Source organism: Bradyrhizobium sp. 61 (assembly GCF_023073075.1).
In the GTDB taxonomy this organism is placed as follows: Bacteria; Pseudomonadota; Alphaproteobacteria; order Rhizobiales; family Xanthobacteraceae; genus Bradyrhizobium; species Bradyrhizobium barranii.
In genome coordinates this window covers 123,170-141,866 of record NZ_JADPIU010000112.1, presented here as the reverse complement: position 1 = coordinate 141,866, position 18,697 = coordinate 123,170, and the positions used below count along the sequence as shown (strand labels likewise).

Sequence of the window (18,697 nt, the reverse complement as noted above, 5' to 3'; positions counted from 1 at the left end):
CGGGAGGCACTAGTCATTGAACAAAGGGGGCGGCACGAACCCGCCGAATTCGCGCTCGATCAGCTCGGCGAGCTTGAGCGGCGTGCGGTCTTCCAGCCACGGGCCGACGATCTGCACGCCGATGGGTAGTCCATCAGGCGCAAAGCCCGTCGGAATCGCGGTCGAGGGCAGACCGGGGAGCGTCGCGATGCCCGGCCAGGCGAGCTGGTCCGGATAGACGTGCTCCTTGCCGTCGATCTTGATCCGGCGCCTTTCCTGCTCGGGCGAATGGTCGTGCGGATAGGCTGCCGTCGGCATCACCGGGCAGATCACGGCGTCGTACGTCTTGAACAGCTCGCGCCATTGCGCCCGCAGCCGCGTGCGTCCGGCATTTGCCGCCTGCCAGTCGCGATGGTTGAGCGCGATACCGCGCAGCCGTTCGGCAGCCAAGCTGTTGTCGCCCTCTGGCAACGCCGCTGCGGCTGCCTTGGCGCCGGCGTAGACATCCGGCGCGAAGGTCGAGCCGAGGAACGACATCAGCATGCGCATATAGAGCCGCGAGGAGGCCGCGAAATCCGGCAGCAGCGGGCTGCTGCGCTCGATCTTGACGCCAGCCTTGGCGAGATTGTCGGCCAGCCGGTTGATGGTGCCGCGCACGGCGGTGTCGGTCGGCAGCACCGGATCGGTATCGATCACCAGCACGCGGAAATCCTTGAATGCCGTGTGGCGCGCCGCCGGCAGCTCGAGCCGGTAGGCGAGGCCAGCGTCGATCGGATCGGGCCCGGCCATCACGTCGAGCACCAGCGAAAGATCGGCGGCGCTGCGCGCCATCGGGCCGATCACCGAGAGATCGCGCTCGAACGGCAAAGGCGGCAGCGGCGGCGGCGTGTGGCCGCGCATTGCGACGAGACTGAAGGTCGGCTTGTGCGCATAGATGCCGCAATGGAACGCCGGCACGCGCAGCGAGCCGCCGATGTCGGAGCCGATCGACAGCGGGCCATAGCCCGCGGCGAGCGCGGCCGAGGAGCCGCCGGACGAGCCGCCCGGCGTGCGGCCGAGATCGTAGGGATTGTTGGTGGTGCCGTAGATGTCGTTGTAGCTCTGCCAGTCGCCGAGCCCGAGCGGCACGTTGGTCTTGCCGACGATGACGGTGCCGGCGTCCTTCACCCGCGTGACGGGCAGCGCGTCTTCCTTTGCGACAAAATCCTTCTGCGCGGGAATGCCCCAGGTCGTGGGCAGGCCGGCAATGTTATAGGATTCCTTCACGGTGATTGGGAGGCCGAGCAGCGGCTTCCGCTCGCCGCGCGCCCGGGCCGCGTCCGCGTCCCGCGCGGCGCTAAGCGCGCGGTCGAAATCCCGGACGCAGATCGCGTTGACCTTGCCGTCGTGACGTTCGATGCGATCGATCGCATCCTGCGTGAGCTCGACCGCGGAGACCTTCTTTGCGGTCAACGCGGCCGACAGCTCGACCGCGCTCTTGTAACTCCATTCCGATTTCGCCACGACATGCTCCTGCGCTTCCCTGAAAGGATGATGCGCAGTTTGACCGAATGCCGCAACCGCCGTTTGATCGCGATTGATATGCCGGTGAGGCTCGTCGGGCGGACGCCAAAAAGTCGGTGTCATCGCCCGGCTTGACCGGGCGATCCAGTACTCCGAGGCCGCGAGACTAGAACCGAGAAGCCGCGGCGTACTGGATGCCCCGGTCGAGCCGGGGCATGACACCGAGAATGTGGCCCTACGCCGCCCCGATCAAGATCCCCACCGCCAGCACGATGGCGCCGCCGAGCACGATTTGGAACACGGCCTGGAGGAACGGGGTGTCCATGTAACGCGCGCGGATGAAGGCGATCGCCCACAATTCGAAGAACACGACGACGCCGGCGATTCCCGTTGCGATCCAGAATGCGTTCGGCCAGCTGTCTGGGACGAGATAAGGCAGGGTGTGGCCGAGCCCGCCGAGCGTCGTCATCGCGCCGCAGGTGATGCCGCGCAGCCATGGCGAGCCGCGCCCGGTGAGCGAGCCGTCGTCGGACAGCGCCTCCGCAAAGCCCATGCTGATGCCGGCGCCGATCGAGGCGGCGAGGCCGACCAGAAACGTCTGCCAGTTCTGGTGGGTGGCGAAAGCTGCGGCGAACAGCGGCGCCAGCGTCGAGACCGATCCGTCCATCAGGCCGGCGAGGCCAGGCTGCACATATTGCAGCACGAACATCCGCCGTCGCGTGCGATCTTCCTCGGCGCGCACGTCCGGCTTCAGGATTTCGTCGGTCAGCGCGACGGCGCGGTTCTCGTGATGCTTTTCCTCCTCGGCGAGATCGCCGAGCAGGCGGCGCACGCCGACATCCTCGGCCTGCTCGGCGGCCCGCGCGTAGAAGCGCTCGGCCTCGAGCTCCATGGTCTCGACCTCTTTCCGGATGGTGTCGAGCGGCAGGTTTTTCGTCAGCCAGATCGGCCGCCGGCGCAGAAAGCCTTTGACGTTCTCGCGGCGGATCGGCGGCAGGTGCTGGCCGAAGCGTTCCTCATAGAGTTTCAGCAGCCGATGCCGGTGGCCGCGTTCCTCCTCGGCCATCTCCTCGAAAATCTTCGACGTGTCCGGGTAACGCTCGCGCAAGTCCTCGGCGAAGGTCATGTAGATGCGGCTGTCCTCCTCCTCGGAGGAGATCGCGACCGCGAGCACCTCACGCTCGGTCAGTTCGGCAAAAGTCTTCACGGCGGCCCTGTTCGATAGTTTAGAATTATTCTAAACTATATAGGGCGCCAGGGTTCCCGGGTCAAATCAGGCGGCTTTTGCGAGGAACTCGAGCAGCAGGCGGCTCACCTCTGCCGGCTGTTCCTGCTGCACCCAATGGCCGGCGCCGTCGACGAGGTGACAGCCGAGCATCTTCGTGCAGCCGCGCCCCTGCATCGCTTCGAACACGCCGGGGCGCTGATAGGTGCCCCAATCCTGCTTGCCCGAGATGAAGCACGAGGGCACGTCGATGCTGCGGCCCGCAAACAGCTGCATCTCGCTGTTGAGCATGCCCGACGTGCCGTAGCGGTACCATTGCAAGCCCCCCTGGAATCCGGTGCGGCCGTATTCGGCGCTGTAATAGGCGAGGTCGCTGTCCGGCAGCCATTGGTTGGCGGCGATCGCGGCCGGCGAGGGCATCTCCTTCGCAACCGTCTCCGCCATGGTCTCGCCGGCGTCCATCACGTAGTAGGTCGGCAGCTTGGCGAGTTCGCCCGCGGACCACGACTTCAGCGGATATGGCTTGTTGTCGGTCCAGTCCGCACTCTTGTGGTGATAGTAAGCGCGCAGGAAATCGTGCACGCCCTGCGGCGCGCGCTGCATGTCGGCGTTGGCCGGGCGCGTCGCGTAGTACCATTGATAGTGTTTGCGCGGGCGCGGCAGCGCGGCGAGCTCGCGATGCACGGGGTCTTCTGCTGGCGGCTTTGCCGGACTGTCGACGGTGCCGAACGGCAGCGGCGGCGCTCCGCCGAACGGCGCGCTCATCAGTGTCACCGAGCGAAACACGTCGGGCCGGATCAGGGCGCACCAGGCCGCGACCGGGCTGCCGAAATCATGCCCGGCGAGATCGACCTGCCTGTAGCCGAACGCCGACACCAGGGCGAGCGCGTCGCGCACGAGGTTGAGGAGCGAGAACGGCGTGAGATCGCCGTCGTAATCCGCGGTCCATCCCGTGGTGCGGCCATAGCCGCGCTGGTCCGGCGCGATCACGTGATAACCGGCCGAGGCCAGCGCCGGCATCACCTTGCGCCAGGAGAAGGCGAGCTCAGGAAAGCCGTGCAGCAAGAGGATGCAGGGCCGCCCCTTGGTCTCGAAGCCGGCTTCGAGCACGTGCATGCGCAAGCCGTTGATGCCGTCGACATAGCGCGAGCGGATGCCGGCGGGGAGAGGGACGTCGGGGAGGTCGGCCATTTTTTGTTTCCTCGTCATGGCCGGGCTTGTCCCGGCCATCCACGTTTTTGTTGCCGTTGATTGTAAGAACGTGGATGCCCGGGACAAGCCCGGGCATGACGGAAGCCGGGCGATTGCCGCGCGCTACACCGCCGCACACACGAACGCGCTGCCCTTGCGCCTGATCTTCCCGACCGACGGCGAGGGGAAATGCGCGGTGCAGCACAGCGTGTCGGTGTCGCAATAGCGCTCGAGAAAGCTGCGGCGCGTTTTCGCCGCCGCGGCCGGGTCGACGTCGAACTTGATCGACAGCTCCGGATAGAGCGTCTGCAGCGGCGAATGCATGAGGTCGCCGGAGAACACGGCGTCGTCCTTGCCGCGGCCCATCGTGATGGCGATATGGCCGGGCGTATGTCCCGGCGTCGGCAGGATGCGGACGTGATCGCCGATCTGATGATCGTTGCCGACCAGCTCGTGGCGCCTGGCCTCGACCACCGGCAGCACGCTGTCGGCGAAGGGCGGGATCTCCGCCTTCGCATTCTCCGCGAACCAGTGGTCGTATTCCTGCTTGGCGAAGAGGTAGCGCGCTTTGGGGAAAGTCGGCACCCAGCGGCCGTTCTCGAGCCGCGTGTTCCAGCCGACGTGGTCGACATGCAGATGCGTGCACATCACGAAATCGATGTCGTCGACCGCGAACCCGGCTGCGTTGAGTCCGCGCAAGTACGTGTCGTCGGTCTTCATGTTCCATTTCGGCCGCTGCGGGCGCGGCTTGTCGTTGCCGATGCAGCTGTCGATCAGGATGGTGTGGTGCGGCGTCTTCACCACATAGGACTGGAAGCACAGGAGCAGTACGTCCTGCTCGTCCAGCGCCTTGGCCTGCCGCATCCATGCCCGGTTCTCGGCCAGCACCTCGGCCGTCAATCCCGGCAGCATGTCCAGTGCCGGGACGAACGAGGTTTCCTGCTCGATGACGCGATGGATGGTGAGATCGCCGACGGTGAGTTTCAGGCTCATGCTCGCTTCCCTTGCACTCACCGTGCGTCGCGCACGGATGGAATGACGATGTTGGAGAGGATGTCGATCGCGGCCAGCCCTTCCTTCGGCTGGCCGTATTGGGCAGCGGTGGTCATCATGACGAGATCAAGCTCGGGCACGATGAAGATGCGCTGGCCGCCCCAGCCGAAGGCAGCAACCCATTTGATTTCCTTGTCGCCGGCGAGCGCGCGGCCCATCCACCATTGATAGCCGTAGAACATCGTGCTGCCGAAATAGCCGATCGCCTGGAAGCGCGGCGTGGTCGATTGTGCGATCCAGTCGGCCGAGACGATCTGCCGGCCGTTCCACTGGCCGCGATTGAGCACGAGCTGGCCGATCTTCGCCGCATCGCGCGGCCGCAAGCGAAGGCCCGCGGCCGCTGCGATCTTGCCGTTCTTATAGGCTTTCCACTCGACATCGCTGATCCCGAGCGGCTGGAACAGCACCTCGCGAGCAAATGCCTCCAGCGGCTTGCCCGAGACGCGTTCGAGGATGTTGCCGAGCAGTTCAGTCCCGCCGCCATTATAAGTCCACAGCACGTCGGGCGGCGCAGCGACTGGCTTTGCGAGCACATAGCCGATCGGATCGGCCTCAAAGGTGAGATGCGGCTCGTCGTTTTTCGGATCGGTCCAGGACCGTGCCTCGTCCCATTCAATGCCGGAGGACATCGTTAGCAGATGGCGCAGCGTGATGGCCTCCCAGCCCGCCTGCTTCGCCGCCTGATGGTCGGGGAAGAATTTGAGCGCGGGCTCGTCGACGCCTTCGATCAGCTTGCGATCGATCGCGATGCCGACGAGCAGCGAAGCGACGCTCTTCGATGCCGAACGCATGTCATGCTTCGTCGTCGCGGTGAATTCGTGCTGGCCGTCCGGTTGTCCCCAGGGTTGGTCGTAGCCGGGAAAATACTGCTCGAAGACGAGCTTGCCGTGGCGTGCGACGACAACCGAATGGACCGAGGTCGCCCGTTGCTCGAGCCGTGCGGCGATGCCGCAGAGTCGCGCGCCGTCCATGCCAACGCTGTTGGGCGATGCAGTCGTCCAGCCGTCATCGATTGATGATGGCGATTCGCAGGCGACATTTCGTTGTCCAGGCGCCATGCCGTCGGCCTGCACGGAAGTGGCTGAGACGGTCAACGCGAGCACGAGGCTCGCGCCGAGAATGCTGAGGCGGGGGAAGCGATCGCGCATCGTCCTTCTCCCCGCAGCCTAGTTTACGCCGCTGGAGGCACCGAGATCTTGACCGAGGGGCGCTCCAGCATCTTCTGGTGGAAGGCGTCGAGTTTCGGATAGGCCTTGCGCCAGCCGCAATCGGCGAAGCGGAAGTCGGCATAGCCGAGCACGCACACGAGGCCGATCTGCGAGATATCGAACGGGCCGTTCAAAACTTCGGGCATGTTCTCGAAGCGCGCCATGCCGGTCCAGGCCCGGTTCCAGTGGTCGTCCGACCATGCCTGCCATTGCAGGCCCTGCGGCCGCACCATCTTCTCGTAGCGGCACAGCAGCATGGAATCGAGCATGCCGTTGATCAGGGAGTGATTGGTCTTGGCCTTCCAGCGCCGCGGGCCGTAATCGGGGATCAGGCTGCCGCCGGCCATCTCGTTGAGATATTCGACGATCACATAGGAATCCAGAATGACGTCGCCGTCATTGGTGATCAGCACCGGCAGCTTCTTCAGCGGCGTGATGCGCGAATAATCCTCATTGACCGTGCCCGGCGCGACGGTCGCGGGCGTCAGCTCGATCTTGTCGATCAGCCCGAGCTCGATCGCGGCGATGCGCACCTTGCGGGCGAAGGGCGAGGCGGCGGAGAAGGAGAGTTTCATCGGAAAATGTCCTACGCGGTGACCGGCAGTTGGTTATCGTGATTGCGAGGAGCGAAGCGACGAAGCAATCCAGACTGTCTCAGCAGGAGGATTTCTGGATTGCTTCGCTACGCTCGCAATGACGGGGAGAGGGCGGAAGCTTATGCCGCCACGATCTCCTGGCGCTGCTCGCCGAGGCCCTCGATGCCGAGCGTGACGACGTCGCCGACATTGAGGAAGGTCGGCGGCTTCATGCCGAGACCGACGCCGGGCGGGGTGCCGGTGGTGATGATGTCGCCCGGCAGCAAGGTCATGAACTGCGACACGTAGGAGACGCATTTGGCCATGGAGAAGATCATGGTCTGGGTCGAGCCGGTCTGGCGGCGCTGGCCGTTGACGTCGAGCCACATCGACAGGTTCTGCACATCCTTGATCTCGTCCTTGGTCGCGAGCCACGGGCCGACCGGGCCGAAGGTGTCGTGCGACTTGCCCTTGGTCCACTGGCCCAGGCGCTCGGTCTGGAAGGCGCGCTCGGAGACGTCGTTGCAGACGCAATAGCCGGCGACGTAGTTCAGCGCATCGGCTTCCGAGACATACTTAGCGCGGGTGCCGATGATGGCGGCGATCTCGACTTCCCAGTCGAGCTTGGTCGAGCCGCGCGGCTTCTCGACCGCATCGTTCGGGCCGGACAGCGAGGTGTTGGCCTTCATGAAGATGATCGGCTCGGTCGGGATCGCGGCGCCGGTTTCCTTGGCGTGGTCGCTGTAGTTGAGGCCGATGGCGACGAATTTCGAGATGCCGGTGACGGGCGCGCCGAAGCGTGGCTTGCCGGAGACGGCGGGCAGGGAGGCCGGGTCAAGGCCGGCCAGCTTCTTCAGGGATTCCGGCGAATAGGCCTCGCCGGTCAGGTCCTTCACATGCGCCGACAGGTCGCGCAATTGGCCGGATTTGTCGATCAGGCCGGGCTTTTCCGCACCCTTTTCGCCATAACGAACAAGCTTCATTCTCGTTTCTCCCTGGAGATGGACCGATCGGTTAAATAGCTTCATGGAACAGGGCGGCGGGAAATTCAACCGCTCAAAGTGGGGCGCATTGCAGCCCTTCCTTTGTAGGGTGGGCAAAGGCGCGCAGCGCCGTGCCCACCAATTCTTTTTGATGGCCCGGTATGGTGGGCACGCGGAGCCTGTCATCGGGCGCGCATTCGCGCGACCCGGTGGCTTTGCCCACCCTACGATTGCAGCGCCACAAATTTGAACGCATCCCCGTCCCGCTTGATGTGCCCGGCCGAGAAATGGCCGCCGATCACCAGCGTCGGGGTATCGGCAAAGCGCGAGAACACCTTGTGCCGGGTTTCCGCCGACTGGGCGGTATCGGTGTCGACGACCGAGCACCAGTCGAGATGCGCCATCTGGCAGGGGTGATGGGCGACGTCGCCGCTGAGCAACCCTTGTTCGCCGCCGGACTCGATCAGGACGCTCATATGCCCGGGGCTGTGGCCGGGGGTCGGGATCACGCTGATCTCCTCGCTGAGCCGTTGATCGCTCGGGATCAACTCGGCCACGCCCGCATCGACGACCGGCTTCACGGAATCGTTGAACACCGCGACCTTGTCCGGCTCGGCCGTATAGTCGCGCCAATATTCGTACTCGGTCTTGCCGAACAGGTAGCGCGCCCTGGGGAAAGTCGGCACCCATTTGCCATCGACGAGCTTTGTATTCCAGCCGACATGATCGACATGAAGATGCGTGCACAGCACGGTGTCGATGCTGTCAGGGGGAAAGCCCGCTGCCGTCATCGTCTCCAGAAACGGCGTGCTGCGGTTATTCCAGACCGGGACACCGCGACCCTGCTTGTCGTTGCCAAGGCCAGTGTCGACCACGATGCGGCGCGTCGGCGTCTCCACCACCAGCGAGTGGATCGACATTTTCAGCCGGCCCTCCTCGGTGGCGAAATGCGGGATCAGCCAGGGCAGCTTCTGGATCTCGTCATTGGTCGCGGCCGGCAGGATGAAGCGGGTCGAGCCGACCGTCTCCATTTCCACGATCTTGGTGATTTTGACCTTGCCCACGGTCCACGGCATGCGGCGATCCCAATTTTCTTGCTTTCGCGAAAGATGCGGCCTTCCGCCGTCGAACGCAATGGATCATCTGTCGCGATGTTGCGTTATCGGGGGAACCCCGAGACAGCCAGAGAGAGCGACGATGCCAGAGCTTGCCATTTCCGCCGAGAAGGTCGCCTTCATCATCGAGAAGGCCCGCGAATTCGACGTCAAGGAGGCGGCGTCCGACCCCGACTCGGGCTCCAATCCCTCTGATGATGACGAGATCGACGTGCTCGAGGACACCAATTCCGACCCGGTCGCAGCCGAGCTGTCCGGTTTCATCCGCGCGCTGAACGAGGACGAGCAGCTCGACCTCGTCACGCTGATGTGGCTTGGCCGCGGCGATGGCGAAGTGGAGGAGTGGGACGATCTGCGTGCCCGCGCCGCCGAGGCGCGCGGTGAATACAAGAACCCGCGCCGCGAAACGGTACAATACCTGCTGGGCGAGCCGATGCTGGGCGATCTCCTCGCCGACGGCATGGACGAACTCGGCATAGACTGGACCGACGAGCGGACCACGCCGGTATCCTAAGTCGTCATCGTGCGCAGTCGACGATCACGGTGCCGAGCTTGCCACCCTTCTCGACCGCGAGATGCGCCTGCGCGGTATCCGATAGCGCGAACTGCGCCGCGACGTTGTGAATGCGCGGCCCTGCCGCCAGCCATTTCGTGATGTCGGCCTGCGCCGCCGCAAGCAGCGCGGGCGATAGCGCGAACAAGACGAGCGAGCGGAGCGTGATGCACTTCTCCATCAGTTCGCGCATCGGCACCGTGGGTGTGCGGTTGCCGTTGGTGGCGTAGACGGCGATCGTCGAATTGAGCGCCATCAGCTTCAACGTGGTCGCGATGTTGCCGCCGAAATCGACATCGGCCACGCGATCGACACCACGTCCGCCGGTGAACGCCATCGCCTTGGCGACGACGTCCTCGTCCCTGTAATTGACCACGAGATCGGCGCCCGCGCGCCGGGCTTGCTCGCCCTTCATCGCCGAGCTGACCGTCGCGATCACCTGCGCGCCGCCCCATTTGGCGAGCTGCACGGCATAATGGCCAACCGCGCCGGCGCCGCCGGTGATGAGCACGGTCTTGCCGACGATCGGCCCATCCGCAAACAGGCTGCACCATGCGGTCATCGCGGGGATGCCGAGCGTTGCGCCTTCCGCAGAGGAAAGATGATCCGGCAGCGGCGTCACCAGCTGCTCGGCGAGCGCGATATATTCGGCCGCCGTGCCGAAGGCGCGGCCGTTGCGCTGGCCGTTGAACAGCCAGACCCGGTCGCCGACCCTGAAGCGCGTCACGCCGTCGCCGATCTGGTCGACGAAACCCGCGCCATCGCTGTTCGGAATGACGCGCGAAAATTCCATCGCGCGATAGCTGCCGCCGCGCCGGCCGACATCGGCCGGATTGACGCCGGAGGCCTCCAGGCGAATGCGAACCTCGCCTGGACCCGCGACCGGCGTCGCCATCTCACCATAGGTGAGGACGTCGACGGCCGGTCCTGTTTGCTCGTACCAGACCGCTCTCACAGCGTTCCGGGGAAGGCGCCGCCGTCGAGCAAGATGTTCTGGCCCGTGATGAAGCCGGCCTTGGCGCCGCAGAGGAAGGCGCAGGCATAGCCGAACTCGTCGGGCTGGCCGAAGCGGCCGGCGGGGTTGAGCTTGGCGCGCTCGGCCAGGATCTGCTCCGGCGTCGTGCCGCGCTTGTCGGCCTCGGCCTTCGCGGTGCCGGTCAGGCGGTCGGTCTCGAACGGACCCGGCAACAGGCCGTTGATGGTGACGTTGTTGATCACGGTCTTGCGCGACAGGCCGGCGATGAAGCCGGTGAGGCCGGCGCGCGCGCCGTTGGAGAGACCGAGGATGTCGATCGGCGCCTTCACCGCCGCCGAGGTGATGTTGACGATGCGGCCGAACTTGCGCGCCATCATGCCGTCGACGGTCGACTTGATCAGCTCGATGGGCGTGAGCATGTTGGCGTCGATCGCCTTGATCCAGTCGTCGCGGGTCCAGTTGCGGAAATCGCCGGGCGGCGGGCCGCCGGCATTGTTGATGAGGATATCCGGCTCGGGGCAGGCCTTCAGCACGGCCTCGCGGCCCGCAGGCGTCGTGATGTCGCCGACGATCTCGGTGACCTTCACGCCCGGATAGGCTTTGCGGATGTCGTCGGCCGTCTTCTTCAGGGCTTCGGCGCCGCGCGCGGTCAGCGTGACGTCAACGCCGGCTTCCGCCAGCGAGATGGCGCAGGCGCGGCCAAGGCCCTTGCTGGATGCGCAGACGATGGCGCGGCGACCTTTGATCCCAAGATCCACTGTTTCACTCCCGTAATGTCAGGCAGGTTTTAGACGGGCCGCACTCTAGCCAATCGTGGCGCCGCTGATAAGGGAGGGGGCCGCGTCAAAATGCATGGCGCGGTCGCGCGGCGATGCAAATGTGCGGGCATGATCCGGAAAAGTGTGCAGCGGTTTTCCGAAAAGATCATGCCCAGACAATAAGCTAGATGCGCCGTTCCTGCTTGAGGCGGTCGATCGCGGCCGCGGCCTCCGGCGGCAATGTCTTGAAGCCCATCTTGCCGGCCGCCGAGAACAGCGGCCGCAGATGCGAACCGGCGAGGAACGGCGGCTGGCGGTTGGCCGGCACGATCTGGTCGAACACCAGCACCAGGGTGGTGGCGACGAGGCCGACCCTGACGGCGCCGAGTGCGGCGCCGGCGAGCCGGTCGCCGATCCCGGCTTCGCGTATCGTGTCGTTCAGCGCGAGGCGGCCGATATAACCAAGGAGCATGCCGACGACCACGAAGATGCCGAAGAACCAGATCCAGTTTTGCAGCAGCGGCGCGTTCGGATTGCTCGCGACCTGCGGCACGATCAGCGGCATCAGTCCGACGGCGATGGGAGCGGCCAGGAGATAGGCGAGGATGGTCATGGCGCTGCCGAGCAGGCCAGTCCTGAAACCGAAGCCGATCGCGACGACCAGTGCCGCATAGACCGCGAGATCGAAACTGTTCATGAGCGTCAGGCCTGCCTCGATGGAACGCTTGCGTCGATGGAACGAATGAACGCCGGACCGATCATTCCGGTTTCAGATCGTTAAAATCGTCTGTATTGGTGGCTCCAAAGCTCAGGGAAAACACTCAAGGCAAGCGTCATGTCAGACTTATTCGACGTCAGTCAAGAAACCATCCTAGTGACGGGCGCGAGCCAGGGGCTGGGGCGGCAATTTGCCCGGGTTCTGGCGGACCATGGCGCGGCCGTCGCGCTCGCCGCGCGGCAGGCCGACAAGCTGAAGAGCCTGGAGGAGGGGATCCGCGGCAAGGGCGGCCGCGCTGCCGCGGTCGCGCTCGACGTCACTGACATGTCATCGATCGCCAAGGCCGTGGATGCCACGGAAGCCGTGCTCGGTCCGATCACGGTGCTGATCAACAATGCCGGCATCGCCATCGAGAAGCTCGCGACCGAGCAGACCGAAGCCGATTGGGACGCCGTGATCGGCGCCAATCTGAAAGGCGCTTATTTCCTCGCGACCGAAGTCGCGCGCCGCATGATCGCGCGCAAGCAGGAAGGCAACATCGTCAACATCGCTTCCGTGCTCGGCACCGGCGTGCTGAAGGCGGTGTCGCCCTATGCGATCTCCAAGGCCGGCATCCTCCAGGCGACCAGGGCGATGGCGCTGGAGCTCGCGGGCCAGAACATCCGCATCAACGCGCTGGCGCCAGGCTATATCGATACCGAAATGAATCACGCCTTCTGGTCCACCCCGCCGGGCGAACGCCTGACCAAGCGCATCCCGCAGCGCCGCGTCGGCGCCGAGTCCGATCTCGATGGCGCGATCCTGCTGCTGGCCTCGAAGGCGTCGCGGTACATGACGGGGAGTGTCATCACCGTCGATGGTGGTTTCCTGCTGAATTGAGCCTGACTTCGCCTCTCCCCGCAAGCGGGGAGAGGCCGGAGTTTGCGAGAGCAAATTCCGGGTGAGAGGGAGTCTCCGCGAGTCCAGCTATCACCGTTTTTGCCGAGATAGCCCTTCACGCCAATCCTCTCCCCGTAAGAACGGGGAGATGGAGAAGAGCTACCGCATTATCTTGTTTCAGCGTTCCTAGCCGAGGGCGTCAGCAGGATAGCGACGATCTCGACGATCAGCAGCCCGCCGGTGATACCGGCAAGGCGCTCGATGCCGGGAATGATGCTGGACGGCGGCCCTGATCCCTGCACCATCGTCATGATGAAGACGACCGCGCCCTGTGTGCCGACATAGCCGATATCGCGCGCGCTCGCCTGGACATGCGCACCGACCCAGACCCCGATGGCAAGCGCGGCAAGCCAGGGCAGGAAGTTTTCGAACGAGGCGATCAGCACCGCGAGGCCGGCGAGGCCGCCGATCAGGCAGCCGAGGATGCGATGCGTGCCACGGGCCGCGATCTTCTCGCGATTCGCAGCATCGTCGTCGGATATTGCCGGCACGGCCATCACGGCCGCGACCGTGATTGCGGCCTGCGAGAAGCTCGGCAATTGCAGCCAGCTCCATGCCAGCGGCACCAGCATCACACCAAGGCCCGCGCGCATTGCGTGCTGGGTCGAGGCCCATTGCGCGCCGAGAAGGTCGGACCAGCCCGGCGCCCGCGGACGTGGCGGCGCATGATCCTCGCGCGGCGACAGCAGGTGCGAGACCAGAATGGCGGCGAGAGTGCCGATCGTCACCTCGGCAGTACGGTTGCAGGCAACTGACAGCGCCGAGGTCGGATCGTCGAGCGTTGCGAGCAGCACCATGTCGGCTGTGACGGCGCCGAGCAGCCAGGCATAGCCGTGGCGACTGACTTGCAGGCCGAGCACGCCGATGCTGCTTGCGACGAACAGTGCGAGGCTCAGTGCAACCTGGTCCTCGATCAGCCACGGGCTCAAGAGCAGGCCTGCAGCGGCACCGATCGCCGTACCGACGATGCGCAGGGCGCCGCGACGCAAGGAAGAGGGCGCCGTCACCTGCGTCGAGACGAAGGCACTGATCGCCGCCCACCATGGTGCGTCCACCCGCAGCACAAGCGCCACGATCACGGCCAGCGCGACGGCCAGTGCAACGCGGCTGCAATGATGGCCGCGTGGGCCGGCCAGATCGATCTCCAGCAACTCCCGCCGCAATGCAGAGACCGCTCGCGTCGCGGCCCCGCTCATGGCAGCACGACCACCCTGGCGTCGGCACCCATATAGAGTCTCAGGTCGGGTGGCGGATCGACCAGCGTCAGCGTCACCGGAAAGCGGCGCTTGAGGCGGATCCAGTCAGTGGTCGGCGCCACGTAGTTGAGGAGGCGATTGGGCACGGGTTCGCGGCTGATGCCACGAGCAATGCCGGTCACCTTGGCACCGCGTAGATGCCAGGGATTTGAGTCCAGCGACACCCAGGCCGTGCTGCCGACGGCAAAGCCGCGGATGTAGCTTTCCTTGAAGTTGGCGACGATGCGCCAGGCGCGGGCATCGACGATGCCGATCAGCGGCACATCGGCCTGTGCAGTGTCGCCCACGCGCAGGCTGAGCGACGTGACCGTGCCGCTGGTTGGTGCGACCAGCTTGGTGCGGGCGAGCTGCCATTCTGCGAGTGCCAGCGCCGAATTGGCGCGGGTTTCGCTCGCCTGATGCATGGATAGCGTGGCCTCCGTCGCGGCGACCGACTCCTGTGCGGCGTCGCGTGCCGCATTCGCGCGCCGCAGCGTATCGCTCGCCTGGTCGAGCGCGACGCGGGAGACATCCTGGGCCGAGGCGAGCGTCGTCAGGCGCTTTTCGTTTTCGCTCGCAAAATCCGCGGCCGAGCTCGCCGCCGCCAACGCGTCCCGTGCCGATGCGATCCGGTGCTGGTCGGAGGCGATCTGCGCGCGGGCCTCGGCAAGATCGGCACGCCGCTGATCCAGGGCCAACTGGAAAGGTACGGGATCGATGCTGGCAAGCAGGTCGCCCTCGGCCACATCCTGATTGTCGGCGACATGTACGGCAATGATGCGCCCAGTCACCTGAGGCGCGAGCGCGACCAGATCGGACTGAACATAGGCGTCGTCGGTGAAGGCGACGAACGACGATATCACCTCATAGGCAACGAAAAGCGCCAGCGCGATCGCTGCCGCAAGTCCGACCCGTCGTCCACGCGTCATGTCAGGCAAAACTCCGAGGCAGCGGCGGGCATCAACTTCTCCGGGCTAGATGAGCAGTCTATCCTGGCCGGTTGCAGCTCGAAAAGTCCCGTTCGTGCCGCACCGCTAGTTTGTCCGCATCTCCGCCCTGATCATATCCGCCGCCTTCTCCCCGATCATGATCGTCGGCGCGTTGGTGTTGCCACCGATCAACGTCGGCATGATCGAGGCGTCGACGACGCGCAAAGCCTCGATGCCGTGCACCTTCAGCGCCGGATCGACCACGGCCATCGCATCCGTGCCCATCTTGCAGGTGCCGACGGGGTGATAGACGGTATCGACGCGATTGCGCAGGATGGCGCGGATGTCGTCGTCCGTTCTCACATCGGACGTGAACATGTCCTTCTTCTGCAACGCGCGCAGCGCGGGCGTCTCTATCAGCCGCCGCGTGGTCTTGAAGCCCGCGACCATCGACTCGAGATCTTCCGCCTCGCCCAGAAAGTTCGGATCGATCATGGGGGCAGCGAGCGGATCGGCGCTCTTCAGCCATACGCTGCCGCGGCTCTTCGGTCTGAGCAGGCAGACATGGCACGAGAAGCCCGCCTCCTTGTGCTTCTTGCGGCCGTGGTCGTCGAGCATCGCGATGACGAAGTGGAGCTGGATGTCTGGCACCGCGAGGTCGGGCCTGGTCTTCAGGAAGCCGCCACACTCGGCGAAATTGGTGGTCATTAGGCCGCGTCGCTCGCGGCGATACCGCTGGATCGCGCGGAGCAGGGATGGCAACCGGCCCAGCGATGAATGAACGAAGTGCGGATAGTCGGAGGCGTAGACGAACACGAAATCCGGATGGTCCTGCAGATTGCGCCCGACGCCCGGCAGATGATGCGTGACGCCGAGGCCCTGCGTACGAAGCGCCTCGCCATCGCCGATGCCCGACAGCATCAATAGCTGCGGCGACTGGAACGCGCCGCCGGCGAGGATCACCTCGCGGCGAGCGCGCAGTTGTTTCGTCTGCTTGCCCTGCACATATTCGATGCCGACCGCGCGCCCGCCTTCGAACAGGATTTTCGTGGCCTGCGCCCCCGTCTCGACGCGCAGGTTCGCGCGCTTGTCCATGTGGGGATGCAGATAGGCGCGCGCCGCGCTCCAGCGCTCGCCATGGTGCTGCGTCACCTGGTAGCTGCCGAGCCCTTCTTGGTCCTCACCATTGAAGTCCTCGCGGATGCGAAACTGCGCCTCGCGCGCGGCCTGATGGAAGATGTCATGGATCGGATTCTCCGAGCGCAGTCTGTTGACGTGCAGCGGACCGCCCTTGCCATGAAACTCGCCGTCGAAATCGGAATTGTTCTCCGAGCGCTTGAAATAGGGCAGCACGTCCGTATACGACCAGCCGGCATTGCCGAGCGCGGCCCAATGGTCGTAGTCGGCGCGATGACCGCGGATATAGACCATGGCGTTGATCGCCGAGGACCCGCCGAGGCCCTTGCCACGCGGTTGATAGCCGATACGGCCGTTCAATCCCTTCTGCGGCACGGTATCGAAGGCCCAATTGGCCGCGCTGTACGGCAGGGCAAGCCCGAATGGCGTGGTGATCCGCCAATTGTCGTTCCGTCCGCCGGCATCGAGCAGCGCCACGGATGTCGCCGCATCCTCCGACAGCCGCCCCGCCACCGCGCAGCCGCCGGACCCCGCGCCCACGACGACGAAATCGAATGTGTCAGTCACTGATGTTTCCCCCCTGCATTTTCTTCTCGTCATTGCGAGCGAAGCGAAGCAATCCAGACTGTCCCCGCGGCGGGATTCTGGATTGCTTCGCTTCGCTCGCAATGACTGAAAGCTACGACATGAACCGCATCAACTTCTCCAGCCGCGCGATCTTGCCGCCGTAGGGCGGGTAGAGGTCGGCGAGGCGGTTGAACTTGGAGCGATAAAACACCGGCTTCAGTTTGCTGAACGTGCGAAAGCCCCATTCGCCGTGATAGGCGCCGGTGCCGGATGCGCCGACGCCGCCCATCGGCTGGTTGGCTTGCGCGAAGTGGAACAGGCAGTCGTTGACGGTGACGCCGCCGGAAATCGTGCGCGACAGCACCTCGTCGCGGGCGGCGCGATCCTTGCCGAACCAGTAGAGCGCCAGCGGCCGGTCGCGGGCGTTGACGAAGGCGATCGCCTCCGCCGGATCGCGATAGCCCAGCACCGGCAGAACGGGGCCGAAAATCTCCTCCTGCATCACCGCCATCGCCTCGGTCGCGCCGACGATCAGCGTCGGCGGGAATTTGCGGTGTGCTTTCCAGTTGGGGTCGTCCGCCTTCGCCGGTTGCAAAATCTTTGCGCCGTGCTGGGCGGCGTCCGCGACGAGATTTTCCAGCCGCGCATAGTGCCGGTCGGAGATGACGGAGGTGTAGTCCTTGTTGGCCGGATCGGTGCCGAACATGCGCCGCATCTGCGCGCGCACTTTTTCGGCGAAGGCCTGCAACGAGCGCTCGGTCACCAGCACATAGTCCGGTGCGATGCAGGTCTGCCCGGCATTGAGCAGCTTTCCGTAGGCGATGCGCTCGGCCGCCTCCTCGAGATCGGCGGAGGCGTCGATGATCGCCGGCGACTTGCCGCCAAGCTCGAGCGTCACGGGCGTGAGATTGCGCCCGGCGGCCTCCGCGACCAGCCGGCCGACCCGGGTCGAGCCGGTGAAGACGAGATGGTCGAACGGCAGGCTCGCGAAGGCCTTTGCGATCTCGTCGTCGATGCCGGCGACGAGCACCTCGGTAGCATCGAACTTTTGCGCGATCGTCTCCTTCAGCAGCGCGGAAAAGTGCGGCGACAGCTCGCTCGGCTTGATGATGACGCGGTTGCCGGCGGCGATGGCGCCGATCGCGGGCGCGAGCGTCAGCTGGAGCGGATAATTCCAGGGCGCGATGATGCCGACCACGCCGAGCGGCTGCGGGATCAGCCGGTTGCGCGCGGGCAGGAATTGCAGCGCGGTGGCCACGCGCTGCGGCGCCATCCAGCTCTTCAGGTGCTTGGTCGCATGCCGGATCTCGGAGAACACCAGCATCGTCTCGGCGATGGTGGTCTCGACGGCCGAGCGGTGGCCGAAATCGGCCGAGATCGCCTGCCGGAAACGCTCCTCGTTGTCGGCGACGACAGTGCGCAGCCGCGCCAGCCGGTCGAGCCGCTCGGCCAGGTCGGGCGCCGGCTCGGCCCGTGCCCGCGCGACCATGGCCTCGAAGGCATCCTTCAGCGCCGGGAGTGGCGCGCTCGCCAAGGGGCGGTCCAAGGTATGGTCCATGGGTGGTCTCCCCTGAAAACGACGTTTGCCCCCGGTTTTGTTGCCCGCAAGCTGGCCCTTTGTGGAACTTCTGGCAAGAGCGCACCAAACGGGCCGGAAATCGGCCCAACTCACTGTCATAAAGTCGAAAAAAACGTCCCCGCGGCCCTTTCCAAAGGCAGCCCGGGTTGGTACATACGCCTCGCCCCCGAGGGGCTTTGCCCCGGGGTTGCCTTCCAAGGAAGCCTTTGGGACGGACGAAGCAAGCCACGCGAACAGCGCCGGCCACTTCATCCACCGTCCCCGGCATCTTGGCCAAGGCAAAGCGACGGTTTAACGCGGGGTGGAGCAGCCCGGTAGCTCGTCAGGCTCATAACCTGAAGGTCATAGGTTCAAATCCTATCCCCGCAACCAAGTTCGGACTTTTACCGGTTCCGATACGAAAATGGCCCGCATTACGCGGGCCATTTTTGTTTGGTGGGGCGGGCACCTACCGTCTCAGGTCACGACGAGTCC

17 protein-coding genes and 1 tRNA gene are annotated in these 18,697 nt (G+C 65.1%); 3 read left to right on the top strand and 15 right to left on the bottom strand.

Translation table 11 applies throughout. From position 1 onward, the window contains the following. Window positions 1–9: 9 nt before the first annotated feature. The 8 genes from IVB46_RS43315 to IVB46_RS43280 all read right to left on the bottom strand — a co-directional run bounded on the left by IVB46_RS43315 (window position 10) and on the right by IVB46_RS43280 (window position 8,793). Entirely contained in the window at window positions 10–1,482 is a 1,473-nt protein-coding gene (locus tag IVB46_RS43315; RefSeq protein ID WP_247316227.1) for an amidase, read from the bottom strand. 235 nt (window positions 1,483–1,717) lie between these two features. Further along, window positions 1,718–2,689, bottom strand: coding sequence for an iron exporter MbfA (gene mbfA, locus IVB46_RS43310; protein WP_085403465.1), 972 nt, complete (start codon window positions 2,687–2,689; stop codon window positions 1,718–1,720). 66 nt (window positions 2,690–2,755) lie between these two features. Next, the gene (locus IVB46_RS43305) at window positions 2,756–3,898 is read right to left on the bottom strand and encodes an alpha/beta hydrolase (RefSeq protein ID WP_276010594.1); all 1,143 of its coding nucleotides are present in this window, start codon (window positions 3,896–3,898) and stop codon (window positions 2,756–2,758) included. A 123-nt stretch (window positions 3,899–4,021) separates the two neighbouring features. Continuing rightward, the gene (locus IVB46_RS43300; RefSeq protein WP_247316226.1) at window positions 4,022–4,891 is read right to left on the bottom strand and encodes an MBL fold metallo-hydrolase; all 870 of its coding nucleotides are present in this window, start codon (window positions 4,889–4,891) and stop codon (window positions 4,022–4,024) included. A 17-nt stretch (window positions 4,892–4,908) separates the two neighbouring features. Continuing rightward, entirely contained in the window at window positions 4,909–6,099 is a 1,191-nt protein-coding gene (locus tag IVB46_RS43295) for a serine hydrolase (protein ID WP_247346039.1), read from the bottom strand. 23 nt (window positions 6,100–6,122) lie between these two features. Next, window positions 6,123–6,734 (bottom strand): glutathione S-transferase family protein, encoded by a 612-nt coding sequence (locus tag IVB46_RS43290; protein WP_028157261.1) that lies wholly within the window; start codon window positions 6,732–6,734, stop codon window positions 6,123–6,125. A 140-nt stretch (window positions 6,735–6,874) separates the two neighbouring features. Next, on the bottom strand, window positions 6,875–7,717 hold the full coding sequence (locus IVB46_RS43285; protein WP_071916817.1) for a fumarylacetoacetate hydrolase family protein: 843 nt from the start codon (window positions 7,715–7,717) through the stop codon (window positions 6,875–6,877). A 224-nt stretch (window positions 7,718–7,941) separates the two neighbouring features. After that, window positions 7,942–8,793 carry an MBL fold metallo-hydrolase gene (locus tag IVB46_RS43280; protein WP_247316224.1) on the bottom strand — a complete coding sequence of 284 codons (852 nt, stop codon included), beginning with the start codon at window positions 8,791–8,793 and terminating at the stop codon, window positions 7,942–7,944. A gap of 121 nt (window positions 8,794–8,914) precedes the next feature. Here IVB46_RS43280 and IVB46_RS43275 point away from each other — a divergent pair, with 121 nt between their 5' ends. Continuing rightward, window positions 8,915–9,346 carry a DUF3775 domain-containing protein gene (locus tag IVB46_RS43275; protein WP_038933620.1) on the top strand — a complete coding sequence of 144 codons (432 nt, stop codon included), beginning with the start codon at window positions 8,915–8,917 and terminating at the stop codon, window positions 9,344–9,346. Window positions 9,347–9,350: 4 nt separating this feature from the next. Here the strand turns inward: IVB46_RS43275 and IVB46_RS43270 are convergent, their stop codons facing one another. The 3 genes from IVB46_RS43270 to IVB46_RS43260 form a co-directional block, all read right to left on the bottom strand. After that, complete coding sequence (locus IVB46_RS43270; RefSeq protein ID WP_247346035.1) at window positions 9,351–10,340, bottom strand: NADPH:quinone reductase; 990 nt, start codon at window positions 10,338–10,340, stop codon at window positions 9,351–9,353. After that, window positions 10,337–11,119, bottom strand: a complete 783-nt coding sequence (locus IVB46_RS43265; protein WP_014498394.1) for an SDR family oxidoreductase — start codon at window positions 11,117–11,119, stop codon at window positions 10,337–10,339. Before IVB46_RS43265 ends, IVB46_RS43270 begins: the two co-directional genes overlap by 4 nt. A 184-nt stretch (window positions 11,120–11,303) precedes the next feature. After that, window positions 11,304–11,816 carry a CvpA family protein gene (locus IVB46_RS43260; protein ID WP_247316222.1) on the bottom strand — a complete coding sequence of 171 codons (513 nt, stop codon included), beginning with the start codon at window positions 11,814–11,816 and terminating at the stop codon, window positions 11,304–11,306. Window positions 11,817–11,954: 138 nt separating this feature from the next. On the opposite strand from IVB46_RS43260, the gene IVB46_RS43255 reads away from it, so the two are divergent. Continuing rightward, window positions 11,955–12,716, top strand: coding sequence for an SDR family oxidoreductase (locus IVB46_RS43255; protein ID WP_247316219.1), 762 nt, complete (start codon window positions 11,955–11,957; stop codon window positions 12,714–12,716). 167 nt (window positions 12,717–12,883) lie between these two features. On the opposite strand, the gene IVB46_RS43250 is transcribed toward IVB46_RS43255, so the two are convergent. The 4 genes from IVB46_RS43250 to IVB46_RS43235 form a co-directional block, all read right to left on the bottom strand. Continuing rightward, window positions 12,884–13,972: an FUSC family protein gene (locus IVB46_RS43250; protein ID WP_247346032.1), complete on the bottom strand. Its 1,089-nt coding sequence runs from the start codon at window positions 13,970–13,972 to the stop codon at window positions 12,884–12,886. Further along, window positions 13,969–14,940, bottom strand: a complete 972-nt coding sequence (locus IVB46_RS43245) for an HlyD family secretion protein (RefSeq protein WP_247346029.1) — start codon at window positions 14,938–14,940, stop codon at window positions 13,969–13,971. Before IVB46_RS43245 ends, IVB46_RS43250 begins: the two co-directional genes overlap by 4 nt. A 105-nt stretch (window positions 14,941–15,045) precedes the next feature. Next, complete coding sequence (locus tag IVB46_RS43240) at window positions 15,046–16,644, bottom strand: choline dehydrogenase (protein ID WP_247316213.1); 1,599 nt, start codon at window positions 16,642–16,644, stop codon at window positions 15,046–15,048. A 112-nt stretch (window positions 16,645–16,756) separates the two neighbouring features. Then, window positions 16,757–18,202, bottom strand: coding sequence for a coniferyl aldehyde dehydrogenase (locus IVB46_RS43235; RefSeq protein ID WP_247316211.1), 1,446 nt, complete (start codon window positions 18,200–18,202; stop codon window positions 16,757–16,759). Between the two features lie 316 nt (window positions 18,203–18,518). Between IVB46_RS43235 and IVB46_RS43230 the strand changes: the two genes are divergently transcribed. Then, a tRNA-Met gene (locus tag IVB46_RS43230) sits at window positions 18,519–18,595 on the top strand. The last annotated feature ends 102 nt before the right edge of the window (window positions 18,596–18,697 follow it).

Bases quoted from the DNA above. Each gene is read 5' to 3' on its own strand.
- IVB46_RS43245 (WP_247346029.1), bottom strand. From the start codon at position 14,940: ATGACGCGTGGACGACGGGTCGGACTTGCGGCAGCGATCGCGCTGGCG.
- IVB46_RS43295 (WP_247346039.1), bottom strand. From the start codon at position 6,099: ATGCGCGATCGCTTCCCCCGCCTCAGCATTCTCGGCGCGAGCCTCGTG.
- IVB46_RS43305 (WP_276010594.1), bottom strand. From the start codon at position 3,898: ATGGCCGACCTCCCCGACGTCCCTCTCCCCGCCGGCATCCGCTCGCGC.
- IVB46_RS43235 (WP_247316211.1), bottom strand. From the start codon at position 18,202: ATGGACCATACCTTGGACCGCCCCTTGGCGAGCGCGCCACTCCCGGCG.
- IVB46_RS43290 (WP_028157261.1), bottom strand. From the start codon at position 6,734: ATGAAACTCTCCTTCTCCGCCGCCTCGCCCTTCGCCCGCAAGGTGCGC.
- IVB46_RS43255 (WP_247316219.1), top strand. From the start codon at position 11,955: ATGTCAGACTTATTCGACGTCAGTCAAGAAACCATCCTAGTGACGGGC.
- IVB46_RS43250 (WP_247346032.1), bottom strand. From the start codon at position 13,972: ATGAGCGGGGCCGCGACGCGAGCGGTCTCTGCATTGCGGCGGGAGTTG.
- IVB46_RS43280 (WP_247316224.1), bottom strand. From the start codon at position 8,793: ATGCCGTGGACCGTGGGCAAGGTCAAAATCACCAAGATCGTGGAAATG.
- IVB46_RS43285 (WP_071916817.1), bottom strand. From the start codon at position 7,717: ATGAAGCTTGTTCGTTATGGCGAAAAGGGTGCGGAAAAGCCCGGCCTG.
- IVB46_RS43300 (WP_247316226.1), bottom strand. From the start codon at position 4,891: ATGAGCCTGAAACTCACCGTCGGCGATCTCACCATCCATCGCGTCATC.
- IVB46_RS43260 (WP_247316222.1), bottom strand. From the start codon at position 11,816: ATGAACAGTTTCGATCTCGCGGTCTATGCGGCACTGGTCGTCGCGATC.
- IVB46_RS43275 (WP_038933620.1), top strand. From the start codon at position 8,915: ATGCCAGAGCTTGCCATTTCCGCCGAGAAGGTCGCCTTCATCATCGAG.